At 59.3% G+C, this 19,262-nt stretch carries 11 protein-coding genes and 3 pseudogenes; 10 read left to right on the top strand and 4 right to left on the bottom strand.

Annotated features, from left to right (window positions below; translation table 11 throughout):
• Positions 1–46 precede the first annotated feature (46 nt).
• The 6 genes and pseudogenes from PK28_RS17615 to PK28_RS17640 all read left to right on the top strand — a co-directional run bounded on the left by PK28_RS17615 (position 47) and on the right by PK28_RS17640 (position 6,607).
• Complete coding sequence (locus tag PK28_RS17615) at positions 47–1,096, top strand: efflux RND transporter periplasmic adaptor subunit (protein ID WP_044518015.1); 1,050 nt, start codon at positions 47–49, stop codon at positions 1,094–1,096.
• Positions 1,093–2,352, top strand: coding sequence for an ABC transporter permease (locus PK28_RS17620; protein WP_044518018.1), 1,260 nt, complete (start codon positions 1,093–1,095; stop codon positions 2,350–2,352). Before PK28_RS17615 ends, PK28_RS17620 begins: the two co-directional genes overlap by 4 nt.
• A gap of 1 nt (position 2,353) precedes the next feature.
• Positions 2,354–3,052 carry an ABC transporter ATP-binding protein gene (locus tag PK28_RS17625; RefSeq protein WP_044518021.1) on the top strand — a complete coding sequence of 233 codons (699 nt, stop codon included), beginning with the start codon at positions 2,354–2,356 and terminating at the stop codon, positions 3,050–3,052.
• A gap of 162 nt (positions 3,053–3,214) precedes the next feature.
• A pseudogene (locus PK28_RS17630) lies at positions 3,215–4,485 on the top strand (DUF2254 domain-containing protein).
• 274 nt (positions 4,486–4,759) lie between these two features.
• Positions 4,760–5,827, top strand: coding sequence for an AI-2E family transporter (locus PK28_RS17635; RefSeq protein WP_044518025.1), 1,068 nt, complete (start codon positions 4,760–4,762; stop codon positions 5,825–5,827).
• 261 nt (positions 5,828–6,088) lie between these two features.
• Entirely contained in the window at positions 6,089–6,607 is a 519-nt protein-coding gene (locus PK28_RS17640; RefSeq protein ID WP_044518173.1) for a DUF421 domain-containing protein, read from the top strand.
• 93 nt (positions 6,608–6,700) lie between these two features.
• Here PK28_RS17640 and PK28_RS17645 read toward each other — a convergent pair whose 3' ends face one another.
• The gene (locus PK28_RS17645) at positions 6,701–7,645 is read right to left on the bottom strand and encodes a mechanosensitive ion channel family protein (RefSeq protein WP_044518028.1); all 945 of its coding nucleotides are present in this window, start codon (positions 7,643–7,645) and stop codon (positions 6,701–6,703) included.
• A gap of 917 nt (positions 7,646–8,562) precedes the next feature.
• Here PK28_RS17645 and PK28_RS17650 point away from each other — a divergent pair.
• Positions 8,563–9,096, top strand: a complete 534-nt coding sequence (locus PK28_RS17650) for a YceI family protein (RefSeq protein WP_044518031.1) — start codon at positions 8,563–8,565, stop codon at positions 9,094–9,096.
• Between the two features lie 248 nt (positions 9,097–9,344).
• Positions 9,345–10,285: pseudogene (locus PK28_RS17655) on the top strand (LLM class flavin-dependent oxidoreductase); the annotation flags it as partial.
• 175 nt (positions 10,286–10,460) lie between these two features.
• Here the strand turns inward: PK28_RS17655 and PK28_RS17660 are convergent.
• The 3 genes and pseudogenes from PK28_RS17660 to PK28_RS17665 all read right to left on the bottom strand — a co-directional run bounded on the left by PK28_RS17660 (position 10,461) and on the right by PK28_RS17665 (position 16,054).
• Entirely contained in the window at positions 10,461–11,321 is an 861-nt protein-coding gene (locus tag PK28_RS17660; protein WP_048826564.1) for an efflux RND transporter periplasmic adaptor subunit, read from the bottom strand.
• Between the two features lie 14 nt (positions 11,322–11,335).
• Positions 11,336–11,635 carry a hypothetical protein gene (locus tag PK28_RS20805; RefSeq protein WP_197070537.1) on the bottom strand — a complete coding sequence of 100 codons (300 nt, stop codon included), beginning with the start codon at positions 11,633–11,635 and terminating at the stop codon, positions 11,336–11,338.
• Between the two features lie 22 nt (positions 11,636–11,657).
• A pseudogene (locus tag PK28_RS17665) lies at positions 11,658–16,054 on the bottom strand (CusA/CzcA family heavy metal efflux RND transporter).
• Positions 16,055–16,612: 558 nt separating this feature from the next.
• Here PK28_RS17665 and PK28_RS17670 point away from each other — a divergent pair.
• Complete coding sequence (locus PK28_RS17670) at positions 16,613–16,852, top strand: DUF2892 domain-containing protein (protein ID WP_044518034.1); 240 nt, start codon at positions 16,613–16,615, stop codon at positions 16,850–16,852.
• Positions 16,853–17,071: 219 nt separating this feature from the next.
• Complete coding sequence (locus PK28_RS17675) at positions 17,072–19,228, top strand: glycoside hydrolase family 97 protein (RefSeq protein WP_044518037.1); 2,157 nt, start codon at positions 17,072–17,074, stop codon at positions 19,226–19,228.
• Positions 19,229–19,262 lie beyond the last annotated feature (34 nt).

A 19,262-nucleotide genomic window follows, 5' to 3' on the forward strand; every position in this document is an offset into this window, starting at 1 on the left:
TTGCCTGCCCCCTGTACCGCCCCGGATTTGGCCCCTGCTTCTGCTGATGACGCTGGCTGGCTGCCAGGACAAGGCGGAGCGGGTAAAACCGGTATGGTCGCCTATTTCGGAGTCGGTGTACGCGGCCGGCACCGTTAAAAGCGGACGGCAGTACCAGGCGTTTGCCACCGTGGGCGGTGTTATTCAGCAGGTGCTGGTGCGCGAGGGCGACACGGTGCATGTGGGCACGCCGCTGCTGTCTATTGCCAGCGACGTGCAGCAGCTCAACCAGGAAAATGCTGCCCTGGCCGCCCGCTACGCCGATGTGGCCGCCAACCAAAGCCAGCTGCAGGAAGCGCGGGAGCGTATTGCGCTGCAGCGCCGCACCATGCTCAACGACGAACTGCAGCTCACCCGGCAGCGCCGGCTCTGGCAGCAGTCCATCGGCACCAAACTTACGCTCGAGCAAAAGGAACTGGCCTACGCCAGCTCTAAAACGGCCTACGAAGCAGCCGTACTCAGTTACCAGACGCTCAAAAAGCAGCTTGATTTTGCCGCCGCGCAGGCGCGCAACAACCTTCGGATTGCCCGGCAGCAGGCCGGCGACTTTATCCTGCGCAGCAAAATTGATGGCACCGTGTACCAGCTCTACCGCGAAAAAGGCGAGGCCGTGACCCCGCAAACGCCGCTGGCACTGCTGGGAGATGCCCGCCACTTTGTGCTCGAAATGCAGGTGGATGAGTCCGATATCATAAAAATTCGCCCCGGCCAGCTGGTGCTCGTTACGATGGACAGCTACAAAGGCCAGGTGTTCAGGGCCAGGGTCACCTCCATTTCGCCGATGATGAGCACCGGCAGCCGCACGTTTGAGGTAGATGCGGCCTTCCTGCAGCCCCCGCCGGTGCTGTATCCGTTCGTCAGCTTCGAGGCCAACATCGTGCTGCAAACCAAGCCCAAAGCCCTGCTCATTCCGCGCCGCCTGCTGGTCGATGACTCCACGGTGCGACGCGCCGACGGTAAGCTGGTGCGGGTGAAAACCGGCCTGCGCGACTACCAGATGGTAGAAATTTTGGCGGGCCTAACGCCCGCCGACGAACTCACAGCCCCCACGAAATGAAACTGCCCCTGCTCTACGACGTGGCCCTGTCGTTGCTGCTGGCCCGCTGGCGGCAGACGCTGGTGGCGGCCATTGGGGTCACCTTCAGCATTACCATGTTCATTGCCCTGCTCAGTTTCATGTCGGGCCTCAACCAGCTGCTTGATGGGCTGGTGCTGAACCGAACGCCCCACGTGCGCCTCTACAACGAGGTGAAGCCCGCCCCCCAGCAGCCCGTGGACCGCTACACGGCTGGCCGTAAGCAGCACAACTTCATTCGCTCCATCAAACCCAGCGACGAGCTGCCGCGAATTCACAACGTGGCGGCCATCATCGCGGCGCTGCGCCACGACCCGCGCGTGCGCGGCGTGGCCCCCAAAACCCAGGCCCAGGTGTTCTACAATGTGGGCACCATCAACCTCACCGGCACCATCAGCGGCATTGAGGTGGAGCAGGAAGACCGCCTGTTTGCCTTCGGCGACTACGTGGTAGCCGGCAACCCGCTCAGCCTCAAAACGGTGGCCAACAGCATCATTCTCGGCAAAGCCGCCGCCGACCTCATGCTGGTAACCGTGGGCGACATTGTGCAGGTCACTACCGTAAAGGGGAACCGCGTGCAGCTGAAGGTGGTGGGCCTGTTCCAGTCGGGCCTGCTCGATATTGATAAAGTGCAGAGCTACACCTCGCTGGCCACCGCCCAGAAGCTGCTTGGCGAAGCCAACAATTACGTCACCGACGTGCAGGTGAAGCTCTACGATTTCACCTTAGCGCCCCGTCTCGCCATAGAATATGCGCAGCGGTACGAGGTACAGGCCATGGACATTCAAACGGCGAATTCGGAGTTCGAAACCGGCACTTTTATTCGCACGCTCATTTCGTATGCCGTGGGCATCACCCTGCTCACAGTGGCGGGCTTCGGGATTTTCAATATCCTGAACATGATGATTTACGAGAAACTGGACACTATTGCCATCCTTAAGGCCGTGGGGTTTTCGGGCACCGATGTGCGACGGCTGTTCGTGGCGGTGGCGCTGGCCATTGGGCTGTCAGGCGGGGCGGTGGGGCTGCTGTGTGGGTTCGGTCTCTCGGCGCTTATTGCGCGGGTACCGTTTCACCCGGCCTCGCTGCCCGGCGTGCAAACGTACCCGGTCCATTTCGACCCGGTTTTCTACGCCATCGGGGCGGTGTTCTCGCTCGTTACCACCTATCTGGCGGGTTTTTTCCCGGCCCGCAAGGCCAGTCAGATTGACCCGGTCGTCATCATCAGAGGCAAATAAGATGGATACGCCTGCCCTGGAAGCCCGGCAGATTATCAAGTACTTCGACGACCCCGTGCGGGTGCAGGTGTTGCACGGCCTCACGTTTGCGCTGGGCAGGGGCGAGCTGGCGGCCGTGGTGGGCAAGTCGGGCTGCGGTAAATCAACGCTGCTCTACATTCTCTCCACCATGGACACGGCCTATGAGGGCGAGCTGCTGATTGACGGCGTGCTTATGCGGGGCAAAAAAGAAGCGGAGCTGGCCCGGGTGCGCAACGAGCAAATTGGTTTCGTGTTTCAGTTTCATTACCTGCTCAATGAGTTTACGGTACTGCGCAACGTCATGCTGCCCGGCGAAAAGCTGGGCCGACTAGCGAGCGAGGAAATTGAGCACCGGGCCTACGAAAAGCTGAAAATCCTGGGCATCGAAAACGAGGCCCTTAAAAAGCCCAATCAGCTTTCGGGCGGCGAAAAGCAGCGCGTGGCAATTGCCCGGGCCCTGATAAACGACCCGCTCATCATCATGGGCGACGAGCCTACCGGCAACCTCGACAAGAAAAACGGCGAGGTGGTGTTCGATATTTTCCAGGAGCTGGCCGAAACCTACCACCAGGCTTTGCTCATCGTTACGCACGACAGCGAGTTTGCCGCTAAAACCCACCGCATTATCGAAATGGAAGATGGGCGTATTGTCAGGCAGGGTTTAGCCCCGGGCCACTAGTCTAAAAGGTGGGCTGAGCCTGGTTGCTGCCGGACGCAGAATAGCTGGCCGCTGGTGGGCACTACAACCTTGCGCCCCGCCCGGCAGTACGCACAGGGAATGAACCGACTCCGCGCCCTATGGCTGAATGTTAACTCCAGTCTATGGTTTGTTCCCACCCTGATGGTGACGGCCGCGACCCTGCTGGCTTTCGCCCTGGTATTTCTGGATGCCGGTATCCATTACGACTGGCTGCCGGACTACCCGCTGCTGTTTGGTGCCGGCGCCGACGGCGCCCGGGGCATGCTCACGGCCATTGCCGGCTCTATGGTTACGGTGGCGGCCCTGATATTCTCCCTGACGCTGAGCACGCTGGCGCAGGTATCGAGCCAATACACCTCCCGGGTGCTGCGCAACTTCATGCGCGACCGGGCCAACCAGGTGGTGCTGGGCTTTTTCGTCAGCATTTTTGTGTATTGCCTGATAGTGCTGCGCACCATCCGGGGGGGCGACGAAGGCGGATTTATTCCCGCGCTGGCCGTGCTCATGGGTTTGGTACTGGCCCTGGTCAGCATCGGGGTGCTTATTTTCTTTATCCATCACATGGCCACCGCCATTCAGGCCTCCAACATTATCCGCCACGCCACCGAGGAAACCTACGCGGCCATCTGTCGGCTGTTTCCCGATGAGCTGGGCGAGGAAGCCAACCCCCAGCAGACCCAAGCACTGCAGCAGCAGATCAGCCGCCTGACTTGGCAACCAATACCGGCTGGCGCCACCGGCTATGTACAAAGCATGGACGAAGAAGGGCTGTTAAACCTGGCGAGGGAGCTGGGCGGTGTGGTACGCATGGAATATGGCATCGGCAGCTTTGTGGCCCGTGGCGCGGCCCTGGTCAGCCTGGCCCGCTACCAGGAAGGGCCTTTGCTGCTGACCGGGGAGCTGACACGGCAGGTGAACGACTATTTTAGCATCAGCAGCCAGCGCACCATTGAGCAGGATGCCGGCTTTGGCCTGCGCCAGATTGTAGACATTGCTCTAAAGGCCCTCTCCCGGGTGTCAATGATACTACCACGGCTATCATCGGCATCGACCACCTGGGGGCTGTGCTCGCACAACTGGCCGACCGTCGTTTCGAAGTACCTTTCCGCACTGACCAGCAGCAGGTGCGCATCCTGGCCGTGCGCCCCACGTTTGAGAAATATGTGGCCACGGCCTTTGACCAGATACGGCTCAGTGCCGACGGCAACGTGGCCGTTTACCTGCGCTTGCTCACGGCGCTGGCGACCATTGGGCAGCGCGCCCGGACGGAGAGCAGGCGCCAGATCCTGCGCCAGCAAGCCGACCTGATTGCCGAAGCCGCCCGCCGCACCCTGGACACGGATTATGAGCGGAAACAGGTGCGAGAGCGGCTGGCGGATTTAACTCGTCAAGTTGTGGGGAAGAGCCTTTGAAAGTGCGGTTTCGCGTGCTGTATTAGACCATTTCCTGTCTTAAAATGCATGACACAGCTTGTTATCAAGTTGTTATAAATCAATATGTTAATCATTGTTTAAAATGTTGATTACCAGGTAGCACTTTGGGGTATAGGCCCATCTATCCTCCAGAAACGTGGCTGTTGTGGATGGAGCGGGTAGGCTCCGCTTATTTTAACCTTGTCCTTAACTGTGCAGTAAAGAAGAAGGCGGGTTGCTGTTCGGCTGCCTCTACCAGTAACACTTTCTGCGCATGGACGACTCTACCCCCTTTGCTCGCAAGACCCTTACCGTTATCGGTTTGATGGTAGCCGTGCTCGGGCCTTTGGCGCTGCTGCTGTACGCCTTTCCGGTATTATTCCTGGTACTGGCCGGGGTGTTGATAGCCATTTTCCTACGGGGGCTCAGCAGCCGGCTTAGTGCCCGCACCCGCATGTCGGAGGGGTGGGCCCTGGTCTTGGTGCTGGTGGTGCTGGCGGGCCTTATAGCAGGAGTAAGCTGGTGGGCCGGTCCTGCAATTGCCGAGCAGGCCCAACAGTTGAGCCGCGAATTGCCCGGGGCCGTGGCCTCGCTGCGCCAGCAGGTGGCTGCCACCTCCTGGGGCCACGAGTTGCTGGGCCGGCTGCCCGATGCGGATACACTCAGTGATGGAATCTTAGGTAATCAGGGTAGCTGGCTGCATCGCTCCCTGGGCGTGCTTTCCGGGGTGCTGGGCTTTGTTGCCAACCTGTATGTGGTCCTGTTTATCGGACTTTTCATTACGGCGCAGCCCGGGCCCTATAGGGCGGGCCTTGTGCTGCTGGTACCCCGGGCGGGGCGGGCACGGGCGGGGCAAGTGCTGGACCTGCTCAACGAGGCGCTGTTCCGGTGGCTGGGCGGTAAATTGTTTTCCATGGCCGTGGTGGGCTTGCTGACGGCTCTCGGCTTGTGGGCACTTGGAGTACCGCTGCCGATGGCACTGGCACTTTTAGCGGCTTTGTTTTCGTTTGTGCCCAACTTTGGGCCGGTGCTGGCCATGGCTCCGGCCGCCCTGGTGGCCCTGAGCAACGGCCCCGACCAGGCGCTTTATGTGGTAGGCCTTTACGTGGCGGTACAGGCGGTGGAAAGCAATTTGATTACGCCGCTGGTCCAGAAAAGGCTGCTCAGCATTCCGCCCGCTCTCACCCTCATCACCCAAGTGGTGCTGGGGGTGTTCACGGGAGGGCTCGGCCTGGTGCTGGCCACGCCTTTGCTGGTCATTCTCATGGTGTTAACCAAAACGCTCTACATCCACGATGTACTCGGCGACCCGGTGCCCGAGCAGGAAATGTCGGGAGATTAAAGGCGGGTATTCTCAAAACTGAGTCAACCAATCTATACAAACTGGTGCTTCAAACGCAGCGGCCAACCTGCTTTGAGAGGCCCCAATTTAATGAGGCGATAAGGAAAGCAGCTAATTGGTTGGCGCCTGAAATGCCATTCTTTTAATAACAGCCAGGTGGTTTCGCGGCGGCTTGCGGTGCGCTAGCAACCTGGCTTACGTATTCCCGGCGAGCAACCGGTTTTTCGCCTTCCCTGGCGCATTACTTCTTTACCAATGATGATGGAACAAGCCTTCTTTTCTTCCTGGACCAGCATTGCGCGCATTCTGCTCGTTGGGGTAGCGGCCTATGCCGGATTGGTTGTGCTGCTGCGCGTGTCGGGCAAGCGCACACTGACCAAAATGAATGCTTTTGACCTGGTCGTGACGGTAGCCCTCGGCTCTACCCTGGCTACGGTACTGCTCACTAAGAGTGTGGCCCTGACCGACGGCCTGACGGCATTTGCGCTGCTCATTTTTTTGCAATTTGTCCTGACCTGGCTTTCCATTCGCTCCCGGGCTGTGAGCCGGTTGGTGAAGTCGGAGCCCGCACTGCTGGTTTATCAGGGGCAGTTTCTGCCGGCTGCGCTCAAGGAGGAGCGGATAACGGAAGACGAAGTACTGGCAAGCCTGCGGGCTCACGGCCTGGCTAGCATCGCCGATGCCGGGGCGGTGGTGCTGGAGACAAACGGTGAGCTGAGCGTGCTTCGGCACGCGGGCGTGGGCCCGGATTCCGTGTTACGGGGCGTGGCGGGGGCCTGATACGAGCGCCACGCTAGTGCGGCAATCTGGCAGCTCGTGCGAGTTGCTAACTTAAGAAATGGCTTGTTCCTGGGGCGGTATGGCCACCTTGAGCTACGCCTTGGCGTCGGGAGAGGGCAGCGTTGACCGCGCCGGAGGCACGTCACCTTTGCCCGCCGGCCAGCCTTCGCGCTGTTGCCGGCGGTTACCGTCGGTGGCTTCGGTTTGGTCGTGCAGCAGGATTTGGCGGGTGGGAAAGGGCAGGTCGATGCCATTAGCCGACAGTTTGTTCTTAATGGCTTCCAGTACTTTGTCCTGCGCATCCAGCACATCGGCCTGCCGGGGTGGGTCCACCCACCAGCGCGCCCGGATGTTGACCGAGCTTTCAGCCAGATCCATCACCAGCGCTTCCGGAGTAGGGTCATGAAGTACCCCCTTTACCTCCCGCATGGCCTCCAGTATCAGTTCCCGGGCCCGGGCAATGTCGTCGCCGTAGCCAATGCCCACGTCGTACTGCAGGCGGCGCTTGTCATAGGCCGTGTTTACCGTCACAGCATTGGTAAACAGCTCCGCGTTGGGAATAATAACGCGGCGGCCATCGTAGGTTTTAATGGCCGTGGCACGGGTCTGGATATCCTCTACCGTGCCTTCAAAATCCTGATACTTAATCTGGTCGCCAATCCGGAAAGGCTCCGTGAGCAGCAGCAGGATGCCGGCCAGAAAGTTTTGGAAGATGTCCTTGAAGGCAAAGCCGATGGCAATGCCCCCCACGCCCAGCGCGCTGACCAGGCTGGTGGGTGTAAAGCCCGGCAGCACAATGGTCACTGTTACAAGTACACCCAGGAGCAGCGTAGCCACATAGGCCAAGCGGCTGAGCAGCACCCCCAGGTTGTGACTGCTGCTTTTGCCCCGCATAACGCGCTGCACCAGCGCCCGAACACCCCGGGCCAGCAGCATGAACCCCAGAAATACTACGAGGCCGAAGACGATGTTAGGCAGAGCCAGCATCAGGTCGCGGCCAATCTGGTTGAGCTTCTGCCAGGCAAGGGAAAAATCCATAGCGGGAGGGTAAGGGTGAATAAAAGAAAGCATTAGTCGGGCTACTGCCAGCGCAGGAGCCGCCTGAGGGAAGCCCCCCTGCGCCCATTGCCCGGTTGGCAGGAAGCGTTACGCTTAACCGGGTTGCTACTCGTGCCGGGCACATTCTCCCGGCACCGGCGGCAGCTGTATGTACCTTTCCTCAGCCGGTGCAAAGACCAGCAGGCAGGCGTTCATAGCGTAGTGCAAGGATTGATTTATGGTTTTAAGTAAGCAACGCTGGGTGGTGTGAAAGGGTAAATCCTTTTATACCCCCGGCTTCCGGCAAAAGTTGAGCTTTGCCCGCTTAGCAGCGCACTCCCACTATCCTGCTGGTTAAAGACGTTGAAACCATCACTTACCAGCATAAGCGGCGACTGTCTCGGTCTCTTGTTTCCCACGTGGTGCTGGCTGCTTCCAACGGCGCCCGTGCCCTGGAACGGCAAGGGCTACTTATCCGCCTGTGAGTACCATTGCGGCCAGGAGGGTGCCCATCCGGGCACCTTAAACCGTGAGCCGTTTGCTCCACTTAGCAATAGATTTTGTGTTGATGCCGGGCACTTGGACAGCGCTTGTAGTCTTCCTGACCACATTGGATACCATGCCGTACTGCCGCTATGGGGGCACTGCCGTGTAGTATGTGTCCTATAACCCGGCACGGAATTACACACCGGAAAATACATAAGTACTTATTTATACTATGCAAGGAGAAGCACTTACTCCTCAGAAAAGCACTCCGCAGAGCCAATCAGCAAGGCAGTAAAAAATAATTTAGTCTGAACTATGTATATACATCAAATGTATATACATTTATAGCGTCATAAGTAATGGCTTAGGCTTTAGCACTTGCAGGCCTGCCATTGCCTCCCATGTTTTTTCACCCCTAAACCAATCAAATTATGGCCACCATTTGGAAACTAGACCCCGCCCACAGCGAAGTGCAGTTCAAAGTAAAGCACCTGATGATTACCACCGTGACCGGGCACTTCACCACCTTTGATGTGGAAGTTACCACTGAGGGAGATGATTTTAGCCAGGCTTCTTCGATTGTCTTCACGGCGGATGTGGATTCTATCAGCACCAACAATGAGCAGCGCGACACCCACCTGAAATCCGCTGATTTCTTTGATGCCGCCACGCACCGCCAGATTCGGTTTGCGGGCAAGCAGTTCGAAAAGACCGGCGAAGACACGGCAAACCTGCACGGGGACCTCACCATTCGGGGCGTGACCAAGCCGGTGACGGTGAAAGTGGAGCTGGGCGGCATTGTGGTGGACCCCTACGGCCAGACGAAAGCCGGCTTTACGGTAGAAGGTAAAATCAGCCGCAAGGAGTTTGGCCTGACCTGGAATGCCGTGACGGAAGCCGGCTCCGTGGTTGTGAGCGACGATATTAAGCTGCTGGCAGAAATTCAGCTTGTTAAGCAGGCTTAAATTTCTGCCGGCCATTTAGGCCGCCTTTTTTACCGGACCGCTATTATTTCCTGGTGAACCCTAGCTGGTTGACTTAGAGAAAGTAATAGCGGTCCGGCTTTTTATTTCGGATGTACGGCGGAACGCTGAGTACCCTAAGCAGGGGAAGAGTAGCAGGGTAGTAACCCTGAGGCGCTTACCACCCGCTGCTTTCTGCCGTTTGAGGATATGGCGGAACATCCACCCCGCCCACACGGTTTCTAAAGCTTATGCTGAATACAAATCTTAAAACTACCGCCGGGCTGCCGCTGTCAATTCTGGATCTGGCCGCTATCCGGGAAGGGCACACGCCCGCCGATACGTTTCATAACAGCCTGGATCTGGCCCGACACGCCGAGCAGTGGGGCTATAACCGCTACTGGCTGGCCGAGCACCACAACATGGCCAGCATTGCCAGCTCGGCTACTTCCGTCCTAATCGGTTACATAGCTGGTGGCACCTCTACTATTCGGGTAGGCTCGGGTGGTATTATGCTCCCCAATCATGCGCCCCTGATCATTGCGGAGCAGTTTGGCACCTTAGCCACCCTGTACCCTGGCCGCATAGACCTGGGCCTGGGTCGCGCCCCCGGCACCGACCCCTTAACTTCCCGGGCCCTGCGGCGCGACCTGCAGGGTTCCGTGGAAGACTTCCCCAGAACGTGCAGGAGCTGCAGACTTATTTTTCGGCAGAAAACCGCACCAGCAAGGTGCGGGCTATTCCCGGCGAAGGTCTTGATGTTCCCATCTGGCTGCTGGGTTCCAGCACCTACAGCGCTCAGCTGGCCGGCTACCTGGGGTTGCCCTTTGCATTTGCCAGCCATTTTGCGCCCACGCATTTGGAGGCGGCGCTGCACCTGTACCGTGCTAACTTCCGTCCCTCTGAGCACCTGGCGGCGCCTTATGCCGCCGCATGCGTGAATGTAATTGCCGCCGATTCTGATACCGAGGCCAACCGACTGGCAACCTCCTTTTACCAGCTGGCCCTCAACATCATCCGTGGTACTTCCAAACCTCTGCAGCAACCCCTGGAAAGTATGCAGGGCCTCTGGAGTGAGCTGGAAGAGGAGGCGGTAAGTCAGATGATGGCCTATTCGTTTATTGGCGGGCCCGCTACGGTGCAGCAGCAGCTGCAGGCTTTTGTGAAGGGTACGCAGATTGACGAGCTGCTGGCTGTTTCGCACATCTACGACCACACCGCCCGCCTGCATTCCTATGAGCTGCTGGCCAACATGCTGAAACCAGAGCTTGCTCCGCCGGCCGTTACCTCCATATCAGAGAGCTAAAAAGAAGTTTGAAGCAATTTCCAGCCCGCCGTAAAACGCGGCCGAAGCCAGACCATGAAGGTTACTCCGCTTCGGCCGCGTTTTTCATTTTGGATAGGAGGGAGTATGCCCCATCTACCACCAGACGCAAAGAATCGGGGGCCGTGCCATCGGGCAATTTAATCTGGGTGTAGCCATCCTCGCTCAGGCCCGGCTGCACCGGAATCATGTGGAAGCGGCCGGCCGGCGCACCGGGCACAAACACGTAGGAGCCACCCCCAAAACGCACAATTGCCTGGTCGGGTACGGCCGGCACCGTAGCGCGGTTGGTTTCGATAACGGCCCGGACAAAGGTTCCCGGCAGCAATTGGTGGTCTTCCTGGTCTAAGTGGGCATGCACGCGCACCGTGCGCTCGTCACTAATGGCCCGACTGATGAGGTAAATCCGGGCCGTGCGCTCGGTGCCGGCCGTGTCGCTGCTGAGGCTGAAGCGCACCAGCTGGCCTTTCTGCAGCTGGGGCACATCCTTCTCAAACACAGTCAGCTCCACGTGCAGGTGCTCGGGGTCCACTATTTCAAACAGCACATCGGTGGGCGTCACGCTCTGGCCCATGTTTACGTTTACCGTTTTCACAAAGCCACTGACCGGCGCCCGGATAGCCGCGGTGGTCACAATGCGGCCGCCCACGGGCAGGCCGCTTGCCCGGAGCTGCGCCGCCAATGCCGCCGACCGGGCCTGCAGCCCCTGATATTCGGTACGGGCGCGCTGGAAGTTTTTCTGGGGCGCCACCTCTTCGCGGTACAGCTCGGCCTGGCGCTCATACTCCGCTTTGGCATAGCGCAGCTGGCTGGCGGTTTCCAGGTAATCCTGCTGCAGGCGGGCAAAGTCGGGGTTGCGGATGGTGGCCAGCACCTCTCCTTTGCGCACGCGGGTGCCCTGCAAAAGCTGGGTGCGGTCTACAAAGCCCCCAGCGGCGCGCTCACGGAGGCCAGCTGGTCGGGCGGCACGTCCAGTACTCCGTTCACCTTCAGGCCCTGGCCCAATGCCCGTTTGCTGATGTGGCCCAGCTTCACCCCACCCAGCCGCTGCTCCTCGGTAGAGAGAGTTACTTCGGTGGAGGCGGCTTCCTGTTCCCCGCCCAATGCTGCGGCTGCGCCAACCGCAGCCGGCGCCTCCGCCGCGTTGCTGTCTGCTTTTTTCTCTCCGCAGCTGACCAGCATTGTGCCAGCCAGTACCAAGGTTGTTAAGTATTTCATGCCGATGTTCAGGTAAGGAAAACTACTGCGCTGCTCCGCCCAGCAGGTACTCCAGCTCCACCACGGTTTGATTGTGTTGCAACACGAGGTCCAGGTAATTAAGGCGCGCTTGCCGGGCTCTATCCAGGCTCAGCAAATAATCGGAGTAGCTGGTTTCGCCGGCTTTAAAGGCCCGCGTAGCCAGGCGCGTGACTACCGCCGCCTGGGGCAGCCCTACCTGCTCATAAAATAAGAGTCGCTCCTGCTGCTCCTTCCGGCGCATCTGCAACTCCTGCAGCCGGGCCGCTACCTGCGCCCGGAACCGCTGGTAAGTGGCCGATGCCGCTTGTTCCTGCAGGCGGGCGGCTTGTACCCGCGCCTTTTGCGGGCCGCGCAACAGGGGTAGGGCCACGCCCGCATGCACACTATGAAACCGGTCGGCGGGGCCGTAGACGGGGCTGCGCGTGCCATCCGGCTTATCGTAGCTACCCCGCAATGACTGGTTGGTGTAGCCCAGTACTACCTCCGGCAGCCCCCGGGCCTGCTCCAGTTGGGTTTCGGCCCTGCGTTCCGCCAGCTGTTGCTGTAGCACGCGGCCTTCCGGCGTATTCACCAGTGCGGCGGTATCAGTGGGAGGCGGGCTGAGTGGTAAAGGGCGCAGAACAGAATCGGCAATAGCAACGGGCTGGGGTGCCTGCAGCAGGGCCTGCAGCTGGCGTAGCGCTATCTGGTAATCGGTGCGGGCCTGCTGCAGCTGGTTTCTGATTTCGCCTTGTTGCAGCATTGCCGTGGCTGGCTCCAGGCGGGCGCTTTCGCCGGTTTTAAAGCGCAGGCGCGCGGCCCGCAAAAACTCCTGGTACACGCTGTCCTGGCCGAGCAGCACCTGCATACGGGTGCGAGCATAGGCGGCAGCTTCGTAGCTTAGGCGAACTTCGCGGCGGAGCTCGGCCTGCACCTGAGTCAGCTGCAGCTCCCGGCTGCCCACCTGTGCCTGCAGCAGCTGCGCCTGGGAGCGGTAGTAGCCTGGCGGTGACACCGAATGACTAATATTCAGAGAGTTGTCTTTGAAAGGGGAGTTGATTTGACCGTAGCCAGCCTGTAACGAAGTACGTCCTATATCATAGGCCGTGCGCTGCAGGGCCTGATGCGCGGCCAGGGAGCGTTGCGCGGCCTGCACGGTGCCATTGGCCAGCAGGGCTTGCTGCACTGCCTGGGCCGAAGTAAACACCCCGCTTTGCTGGGCGTGAGCTGACGAATCTATCAACAACAGCACGATGGCGGCGCCCAATGGCAATGCTTTATCTGCTTTTGGCCGGGGTGTTTTGCGCTCCGCGCGATGCTCCAGCAGATAGTACAGCACCGGCAAAACCAGCAGGGTGAGCAGCGTAGCCGACACCAGCCCGCCAATAACCACCGTGGCCAGCGGCCGCTGCACCTCGGCCCCCGAGGACTGGGCCAGGGCCATGGGCAGAAAGCCCAACGAAGCTACCGTAGCCGTCATCAGCACCGGGCGCAGACGTGCTTCGGTGCCCAGGCGGATGCGGCGAAGCAGGTTGGTTTCGCCGTCTTCCTTTAAATGGTTGAACTGACCAATCAGCACAATACCATTCAGCACCGCCACCCCAAACAAGGCAATAAAGCCCACCCCCGCTGAAATGGAGAAGGGCATATCCCGCAGCCACAAGGCCACTACCCCGCCAATGGCAGAGAGGGGTATAGCGGAAAAAATAAGTACTGACTGACTGATGGAGCGAAAGGTGAAATACAGCAGCACCAGAATCAGCAGCAGCGCTACCGGCACGGCTACCATCAGCCGGCTGGTGGCGGCGCGCAGATTCTCAAACTGCCCGCCGTAGGTAATGTAGTAGCCCGGGGCCAGCTTCAGCTGCTGGTTTAATACCTCCTGCAACTCCTGCACCACGCTTTCCACATCCCGGCCGCGCACGTTAAAGGCCACCGAAATGTAGCGCCGGGCATCGTCGCGCTGAATCTGGTTGGGGCCTTCGCGCAACTCTACGGTGGCTACCTGCTCCAGCGGCACCTGCTGGCCGGTGGGGGTAGCAATGAAGAGGCGGCGCACGCTGTTAATATCGGTGCGCAGATCCTGCCGCAGCCGCAGCACCAGATCAAAGCGCCTTTCCTGCTCAAACACCTGCCCGGCGGCGTGGCCGGCAAAGGCAGTTTGCACGGTGCGGTTAACGTCTTCCACGTTCAGGCCGAACTGTGCCAGGCGGTTGCGGTCCAGGTCTACCACAATCTGGGGCAGGCCGGTTACCTGCTCCACGTACACATCGGCGGCTCCCGGAACCTGGCGCACCCGGGCGCCGGCCTGGCGGGCATAGTCAGCCAGCTGCTGCAGGTCTTCGCCATAAATTTTCACTACCACGTCCTGCTTGGCCCCGCTGATGAGCTCGTTGAAGCGCATCTGAATGGGCTGCTGGAAGCTGAAGGTGACGCCGGGAATGTTACTCACCGCGGCGGCCATCTTTTCCGTCATTTCGGTTTTGGTCTGGGCCGAAGTCCATTCCGACTTGTCTTTCAGAATCACCAGCATGTCGGCGGCTTCCACGGGCATGGGGTCGGTGGGAATTTCGGCGGAGCCTACTTTGCTTACTACCTCTTTCACCTCCGGAAACGTGCGCTTCAGAATACCGGCCGCCTGCTGCACTTTCTCCACGGTGTAGCTGAGCGAGCTGCCGGGCAGGGTGCGGGTATCCACGGCATAATCTCCTTCCCAAATTTCCGGGATAAACTCGCCGCCCAGGGTTCGAAACAAGAGAAAAGTGCCCAGCAGCAGGGCGGCGGCCACGCTCAATACAATGGTCTTGGCCCGGAGAGCCCAACTCAGCATGGGCTGGTATTGCCGGCCAAAGAAGTCCATCAGGCGGTCAGAAAAGTTGCGCGGGTGCGCGGCCTCCCGGCTCAAAGCCAGCGCCGACATCATGGGCACGTAAGTGAGAGACAGAATAAAGGCCCCCAGAATGGCGAAAGCCACGGTCTGGGCCATGGGCCGGAACATCTTGCCCTCAATGCCGCCCAGGGCCAACAGCGGCAGGTATACAATCAGGATAATAATTTCGCCGAAGGCGGCGGAGGACCGGATGCGGGAGGCTGCCTGGTAGGTTTCCTCATTCATTTCCTCGCCGGTGAGGTGCTCGGTAGCTGCGCTTTTGCGCAGGGCCAGCCGGTGCACAATGGCTTCTACAATAATAACGGCACCGTCCACAATCAGCCCAAAGTCAATAGCGCCCAGGCTCATGAGGTTGCCGCTGACGCCAAACAGGCGCATGAGCGAAATGGCAAACAGCATAGCCAGCGGAATAACGGAAGCCACCACCAGCCCCGCCCGCCAGTTGCCGAGAAACAGTACCAGCACAAAAACCACAATCAGGGCTCCTTCGGCCAGGTTGCGGGTTACGGTGGCAATGGCGCTGTTCACCAGCTTGGTGCGGTCCAGAAAGGGCTCCACCGTAACGCCTTCGGGCAGGCTTTTTTCGATGGAGGCCATGCGCAGCTTCACCGCCTTAATGACTTCATTGGCGTTGGCGCCCTTCAGCATGAGCACCAGGCCGCCGGTTACCTCGCCCTCGTCGTTGCGCGTCATGGCCCCGTAGCGCACGGCAGCTCCTATACCCACCTGCGCCACGTCGCGCACCAGAATGGGCAGCCCGCTGCGGGTGCTGCGCACCACAATGTTGCCGATGTCGGCGGTGGAGGTGGCCAGGCCCTGGGTGCGGATGAAGTAGGCCGTGGGCTTGCGGTCCAGGTAGGCGCCGCCGGTGTTCTGGTTGTTGCGGGCCACGGCCTGGTATACCTCGTCCACGGTTACGTTGAGGGAGCGGAGCCGCTCTGGGTCCAGGGCTACTTCGTACTGCTTCAGCAGCCCGCCAAAGCTGGAAACATCGGCCACACCGGGCGTACCCAGCAGCTGGCGGCGCACTATCCAGTCCTGAATAGTGCGCAGTTCGGTGGGGAGTAGCGCTTTTCGTAGCCGGGCTTGGGGTGCACCAGGTACTGGTAGATTTCGCCCAGACCCGTGCTGACCGGGGCCAGCTCGGGGCGGCCCACGCCGGCCGGAATCTGACTTTCCGCGTCGCGCAGCCGCTCGGCCACCTGCTGGCGGGCCCAGTAAATGTCCACGTTATCGGCAAAGACAATGGTAATAACCGAGAGGCCAAAGCGGGAAAAGGAGCGCACCTGCTCGCGGCCCGGAATGGTGGCTACGCTCTGCTCCACCGGAAAGGAAACCAGCCGCTCAATGTCGCCGGCGGCCAGCGAGGGCGCTACCGTGTACACTATTACCTGATTGTTGGTGATGTCCGGCACCGCGTCAATCGGCAGCTGGCTCAGGGAGTAACTGCCCCAGGCTACCAGCGCCAGCGTGAGCAGCCCAATAAGGAGCTTGTTATGGATGGAGAAATGAATCAGCCTATCAAACATGGCACGGCAATCAACATTAGCCTGATGAAATGGAAAGGCTTTCCGCGGCAGGCCCTGATTCTACCGCAGGTGTTCTGCTGGCGTGGGGTTGTTCCCGGAAAGCATAAACATCAGACCTGCCGTGGCGGCTGCCACTGCGGGCTGCCAGCCGGGCAGAGAGTGGCCGGAACAGTTGCTTCAGTGTAATGAATGGCCGCCAATAGGGGCTTCACCGCCTCACAGTATACGAAAGGAACCGCCGGAAACGCAAAACCCGGACAGCATTGGCATTGGCACAGTGGGGAGCACCAGTTGCTGTGGTCCGATTCTGGTTTAGCTGGGTGCGCCGATAAGGTGAGAGGCCCAGGAACCAGCTGCACTGCTTTTTCCGGGCACGCTGAAGTGGCCAGCACTGCCAGATAAATGGCCAAGCTCAACGCTAAGTACCGCATATGCCAAAGGTAAGCACAGAAGCTATATGCAGTTTCTGATATTACTCATCTGCTCAGATGATATTCGATATCGATATTATGCCAAGCAAATCCTTAACTTCTCCTACACTTACCAAATACTTGTGCCATGGAAACCATCCTTCGTTTTATTGCCTCACCGGCGGGCCGCTGGATTCGCGTAGCCGTGGGCACCTCGCTTATTACTGCCGGGCTTGCCCAGGGTGAGAAAGGCCGGGCCATGGCCGCCCTGGGGCTGGTGCCGCTGGCGGCGGGCGCCTTAGACTTGTGTTTGCTGTCGCCATTGGTGGGGCTGCCCTTTGAAGGGGAGGCGTTGCGCCGCGCGTTAGGCCCCGCTACGCACGCCTGATGAGGATATGCCTGATTCTTGATCAATAGGGAATGTAAAGCGGGTAATACCGGAGTAGGGATTTACTCCTGATTACTTCAACTTGCCACTGAATTCTGCCTTCTGCAACTTGCCTGTAATTTCAGGCCGGAAGTAGGGTGGCAGCGCATTTTTATTCCCTGCATCCCTACTTGCTGACCCGGCTTTCGGCGTCAGGAGGCCAACCCCACCGTTCTACTCATGCTAAAACAACTTTCCCCTTACCGGCTGGCAGGTACCCGATACGGCCAATGGTTTCTGCTGCTTTTCGCCTTTCTGATTTGCAGTGCCGTCAGTGCCGCCGAGCTGAAGTCGCCGAACAAGCAGCTGACGCTGGATTTCTCCTTGCAAAGCGGCGGCATTCCTACTTATAGCCTAACGTATAAAGGTCGCGCCGTAATCAAGCCCAGCAAGCTGGGTTTAGATCTGAAGAACACTACGGCCCTCACCAGCGGCTTTACCCTGGCCGATTCCAAGACTTCCAGCTTCGATGAAACCTGGAAGCCGGTTTGGGGTGAGGTAAAGGAGATTCGGAATAACTACAACGAGCTGGCCGTTACGCTGACGCAGGCTGAAACCGGCCGCACCATTCGCCTGCGCTTCCGCTTGTTTAACGACGGCCTGGGCTTCCGCTACGAATTTCCGCGCCAGCCCAAGCTCGACTATTTCACTATTAAGGAGGAGCGCACCCAGTTTGCCCTGGCCGGCGACCATAAAGCCTTCTGGCTGCCCGGCGACTACGACACGCAGGAGTACAGCACCGTCACCAGCAAGCTCTCGGAAGTGCGCGGGCTGATGAAATCAGCCGTGACCGGCAATGCCTCCCAGACGCCCTTCTCGCCCACGGGCGTGCAGACGCCCCTAATGCTCAAAAGCCAGGACGGGCTCTACATTAACATCCACGAAGCCGCCCTCATCGACTACTCCTGCATGCACCTGGAGCTCGACGATAAGAACATGGTGCTGGAGTCGCACCTCACGCCCGATGCCGTGGGCGACAAGGGCCTGATTCAAACGCCCGCCAACTCTCCCTGGCGCACCATTATTGTGAGCGACAAAGCCGGTGACATCCTGCTCTCTAAGCTGGTACTGAACCTGAACGAGCCCACCAAATACAAGGACACCAGCTGGATTAAGCCGGTGAAGTACGTGGGCGTATGGTGGGAGATGATTACGGGCAAAAGCACGTGGTCCTACACCAACATGGACAACATCAAGCTGGACTCCATCGACTATACCAAGGTGAAGCCCAACGGCACACACGCCGCCAACACGGCCCACGTGAAGGAGTACATTGACTTCGCGGCCAAACACGGCTTTGATGCTGTGCTGGTAGAAGGCTGGAACACGGGCTGGGAAGACTGGTTTGGCAAGCACAAGGACTATGTGTTCGACTTTGTAACGCCCTACCCCGATTTTGATGTGGAGGAACTGCACCGCTACTCCGCCAGCAAAGGCGTGAAAATCATCATGCACCATGAAACCTCGGGCTCGGTGCGCAACTACGAGCGCCACCTGGATTCGGCCTTTCAATTCATGAACAAATACGGCTACAACGCCGTGAAAACCGGCTACGTGGGTGATATTGTACCTCTGGGCCACCACCACTACGACCAGTGGGTGAACAACCACTACCAGTACGTGCTGGAAAAAGCGGCCGAGCATAAGATTATGGTGAACGGGCACGAAGCCGTGCGCCCCACCGGCCTGGCCCGCACCTACCCCAACCTGATTGGCAATGAGGCCGCCCGCGGCACGGAGTACGAATCCTTCGGCGGCAACAACGCCGACCACACCACCATTCTTCCCTTCACCCGCCTCATTGGCGGGCCCATGGACTACACGCCCGGCATCTTCCAGACCAAAGTAAGTGCCTACAACCCGCAGAACAACTCCTTTGTGCACAGCACGCTGGTGCGCCAGCTGGCCCTGTACGTGACGATGTATAGCCCGCTGCAAATGGCCGCTGATTTGCCCGAGACCTACAACAAGTACCTCGATGCCTTCCAGTTCATTAAAGATGTAGCCGTAGACTGGGACGATACGAAAGTACTGGAAGCCGAACCCGGCGACTACATCACCTACGCCCGCAAAGCCAAGGGCAAGAGCAGCTGGTTTGTGGGCAGCACCTGCGACGAGCAGGGCCGCACCTCTAAAATCAGCCTCAACTTCCTGGAGCCCAAGAAGAAGTACGTGGCCACCATTTATGCCGATGCCAAGGACGCGCACTACGAAAAAAACCCGCAGGCCTACACCATCCGCAAAGTTACGGTGACCAACAAGTCCAAACTCACGCAGTACTGCGCGCCGGGTGGTGGCTATGCCATCAGCCTGATAGAAGCTGTCGGCAGCAAATAGCTGATTAACTGACTATAAAACACCGGGCTCCTAC

The organism is Hymenobacter sp. DG25B (assembly GCF_000801315.1).
Classification (GTDB): domain Bacteria; phylum Bacteroidota; class Bacteroidia; order Cytophagales; family Hymenobacteraceae; genus Hymenobacter.

Bases quoted from the DNA above. Each gene is read 5' to 3' on its own strand.
- PK28_RS17670 (WP_044518034.1), top strand. From the start codon at position 16,613: ATGGAAACCATCCTTCGTTTTATTGCCTCACCGGCGGGCCGCTGGATT.
- PK28_RS17620 (WP_044518018.1), top strand. From the start codon at position 1,093: ATGAAACTGCCCCTGCTCTACGACGTGGCCCTGTCGTTGCTGCTGGCC.
- PK28_RS20805 (WP_197070537.1), bottom strand. From the start codon at position 11,635: ATGAAATACTTAACAACCTTGGTACTGGCTGGCACAATGCTGGTCAGC.
- PK28_RS17645 (WP_044518028.1), bottom strand. From the start codon at position 7,645: ATGGATTTTTCCCTTGCCTGGCAGAAGCTCAACCAGATTGGCCGCGAC.
- PK28_RS17650 (WP_044518031.1), top strand. From the start codon at position 8,563: ATGGCCACCATTTGGAAACTAGACCCCGCCCACAGCGAAGTGCAGTTC.
- PK28_RS17615 (WP_044518015.1), top strand. From the start codon at position 47: ATGACGCTGGCTGGCTGCCAGGACAAGGCGGAGCGGGTAAAACCGGTA.
- PK28_RS17625 (WP_044518021.1), top strand. From the start codon at position 2,354: ATGGATACGCCTGCCCTGGAAGCCCGGCAGATTATCAAGTACTTCGAC.
- PK28_RS17640 (WP_044518173.1), top strand. From the start codon at position 6,089: ATGGAACAAGCCTTCTTTTCTTCCTGGACCAGCATTGCGCGCATTCTG.
- PK28_RS17635 (WP_044518025.1), top strand. From the start codon at position 4,760: ATGGACGACTCTACCCCCTTTGCTCGCAAGACCCTTACCGTTATCGGT.
- PK28_RS17675 (WP_044518037.1), top strand. From the start codon at position 17,072: ATGCTAAAACAACTTTCCCCTTACCGGCTGGCAGGTACCCGATACGGC.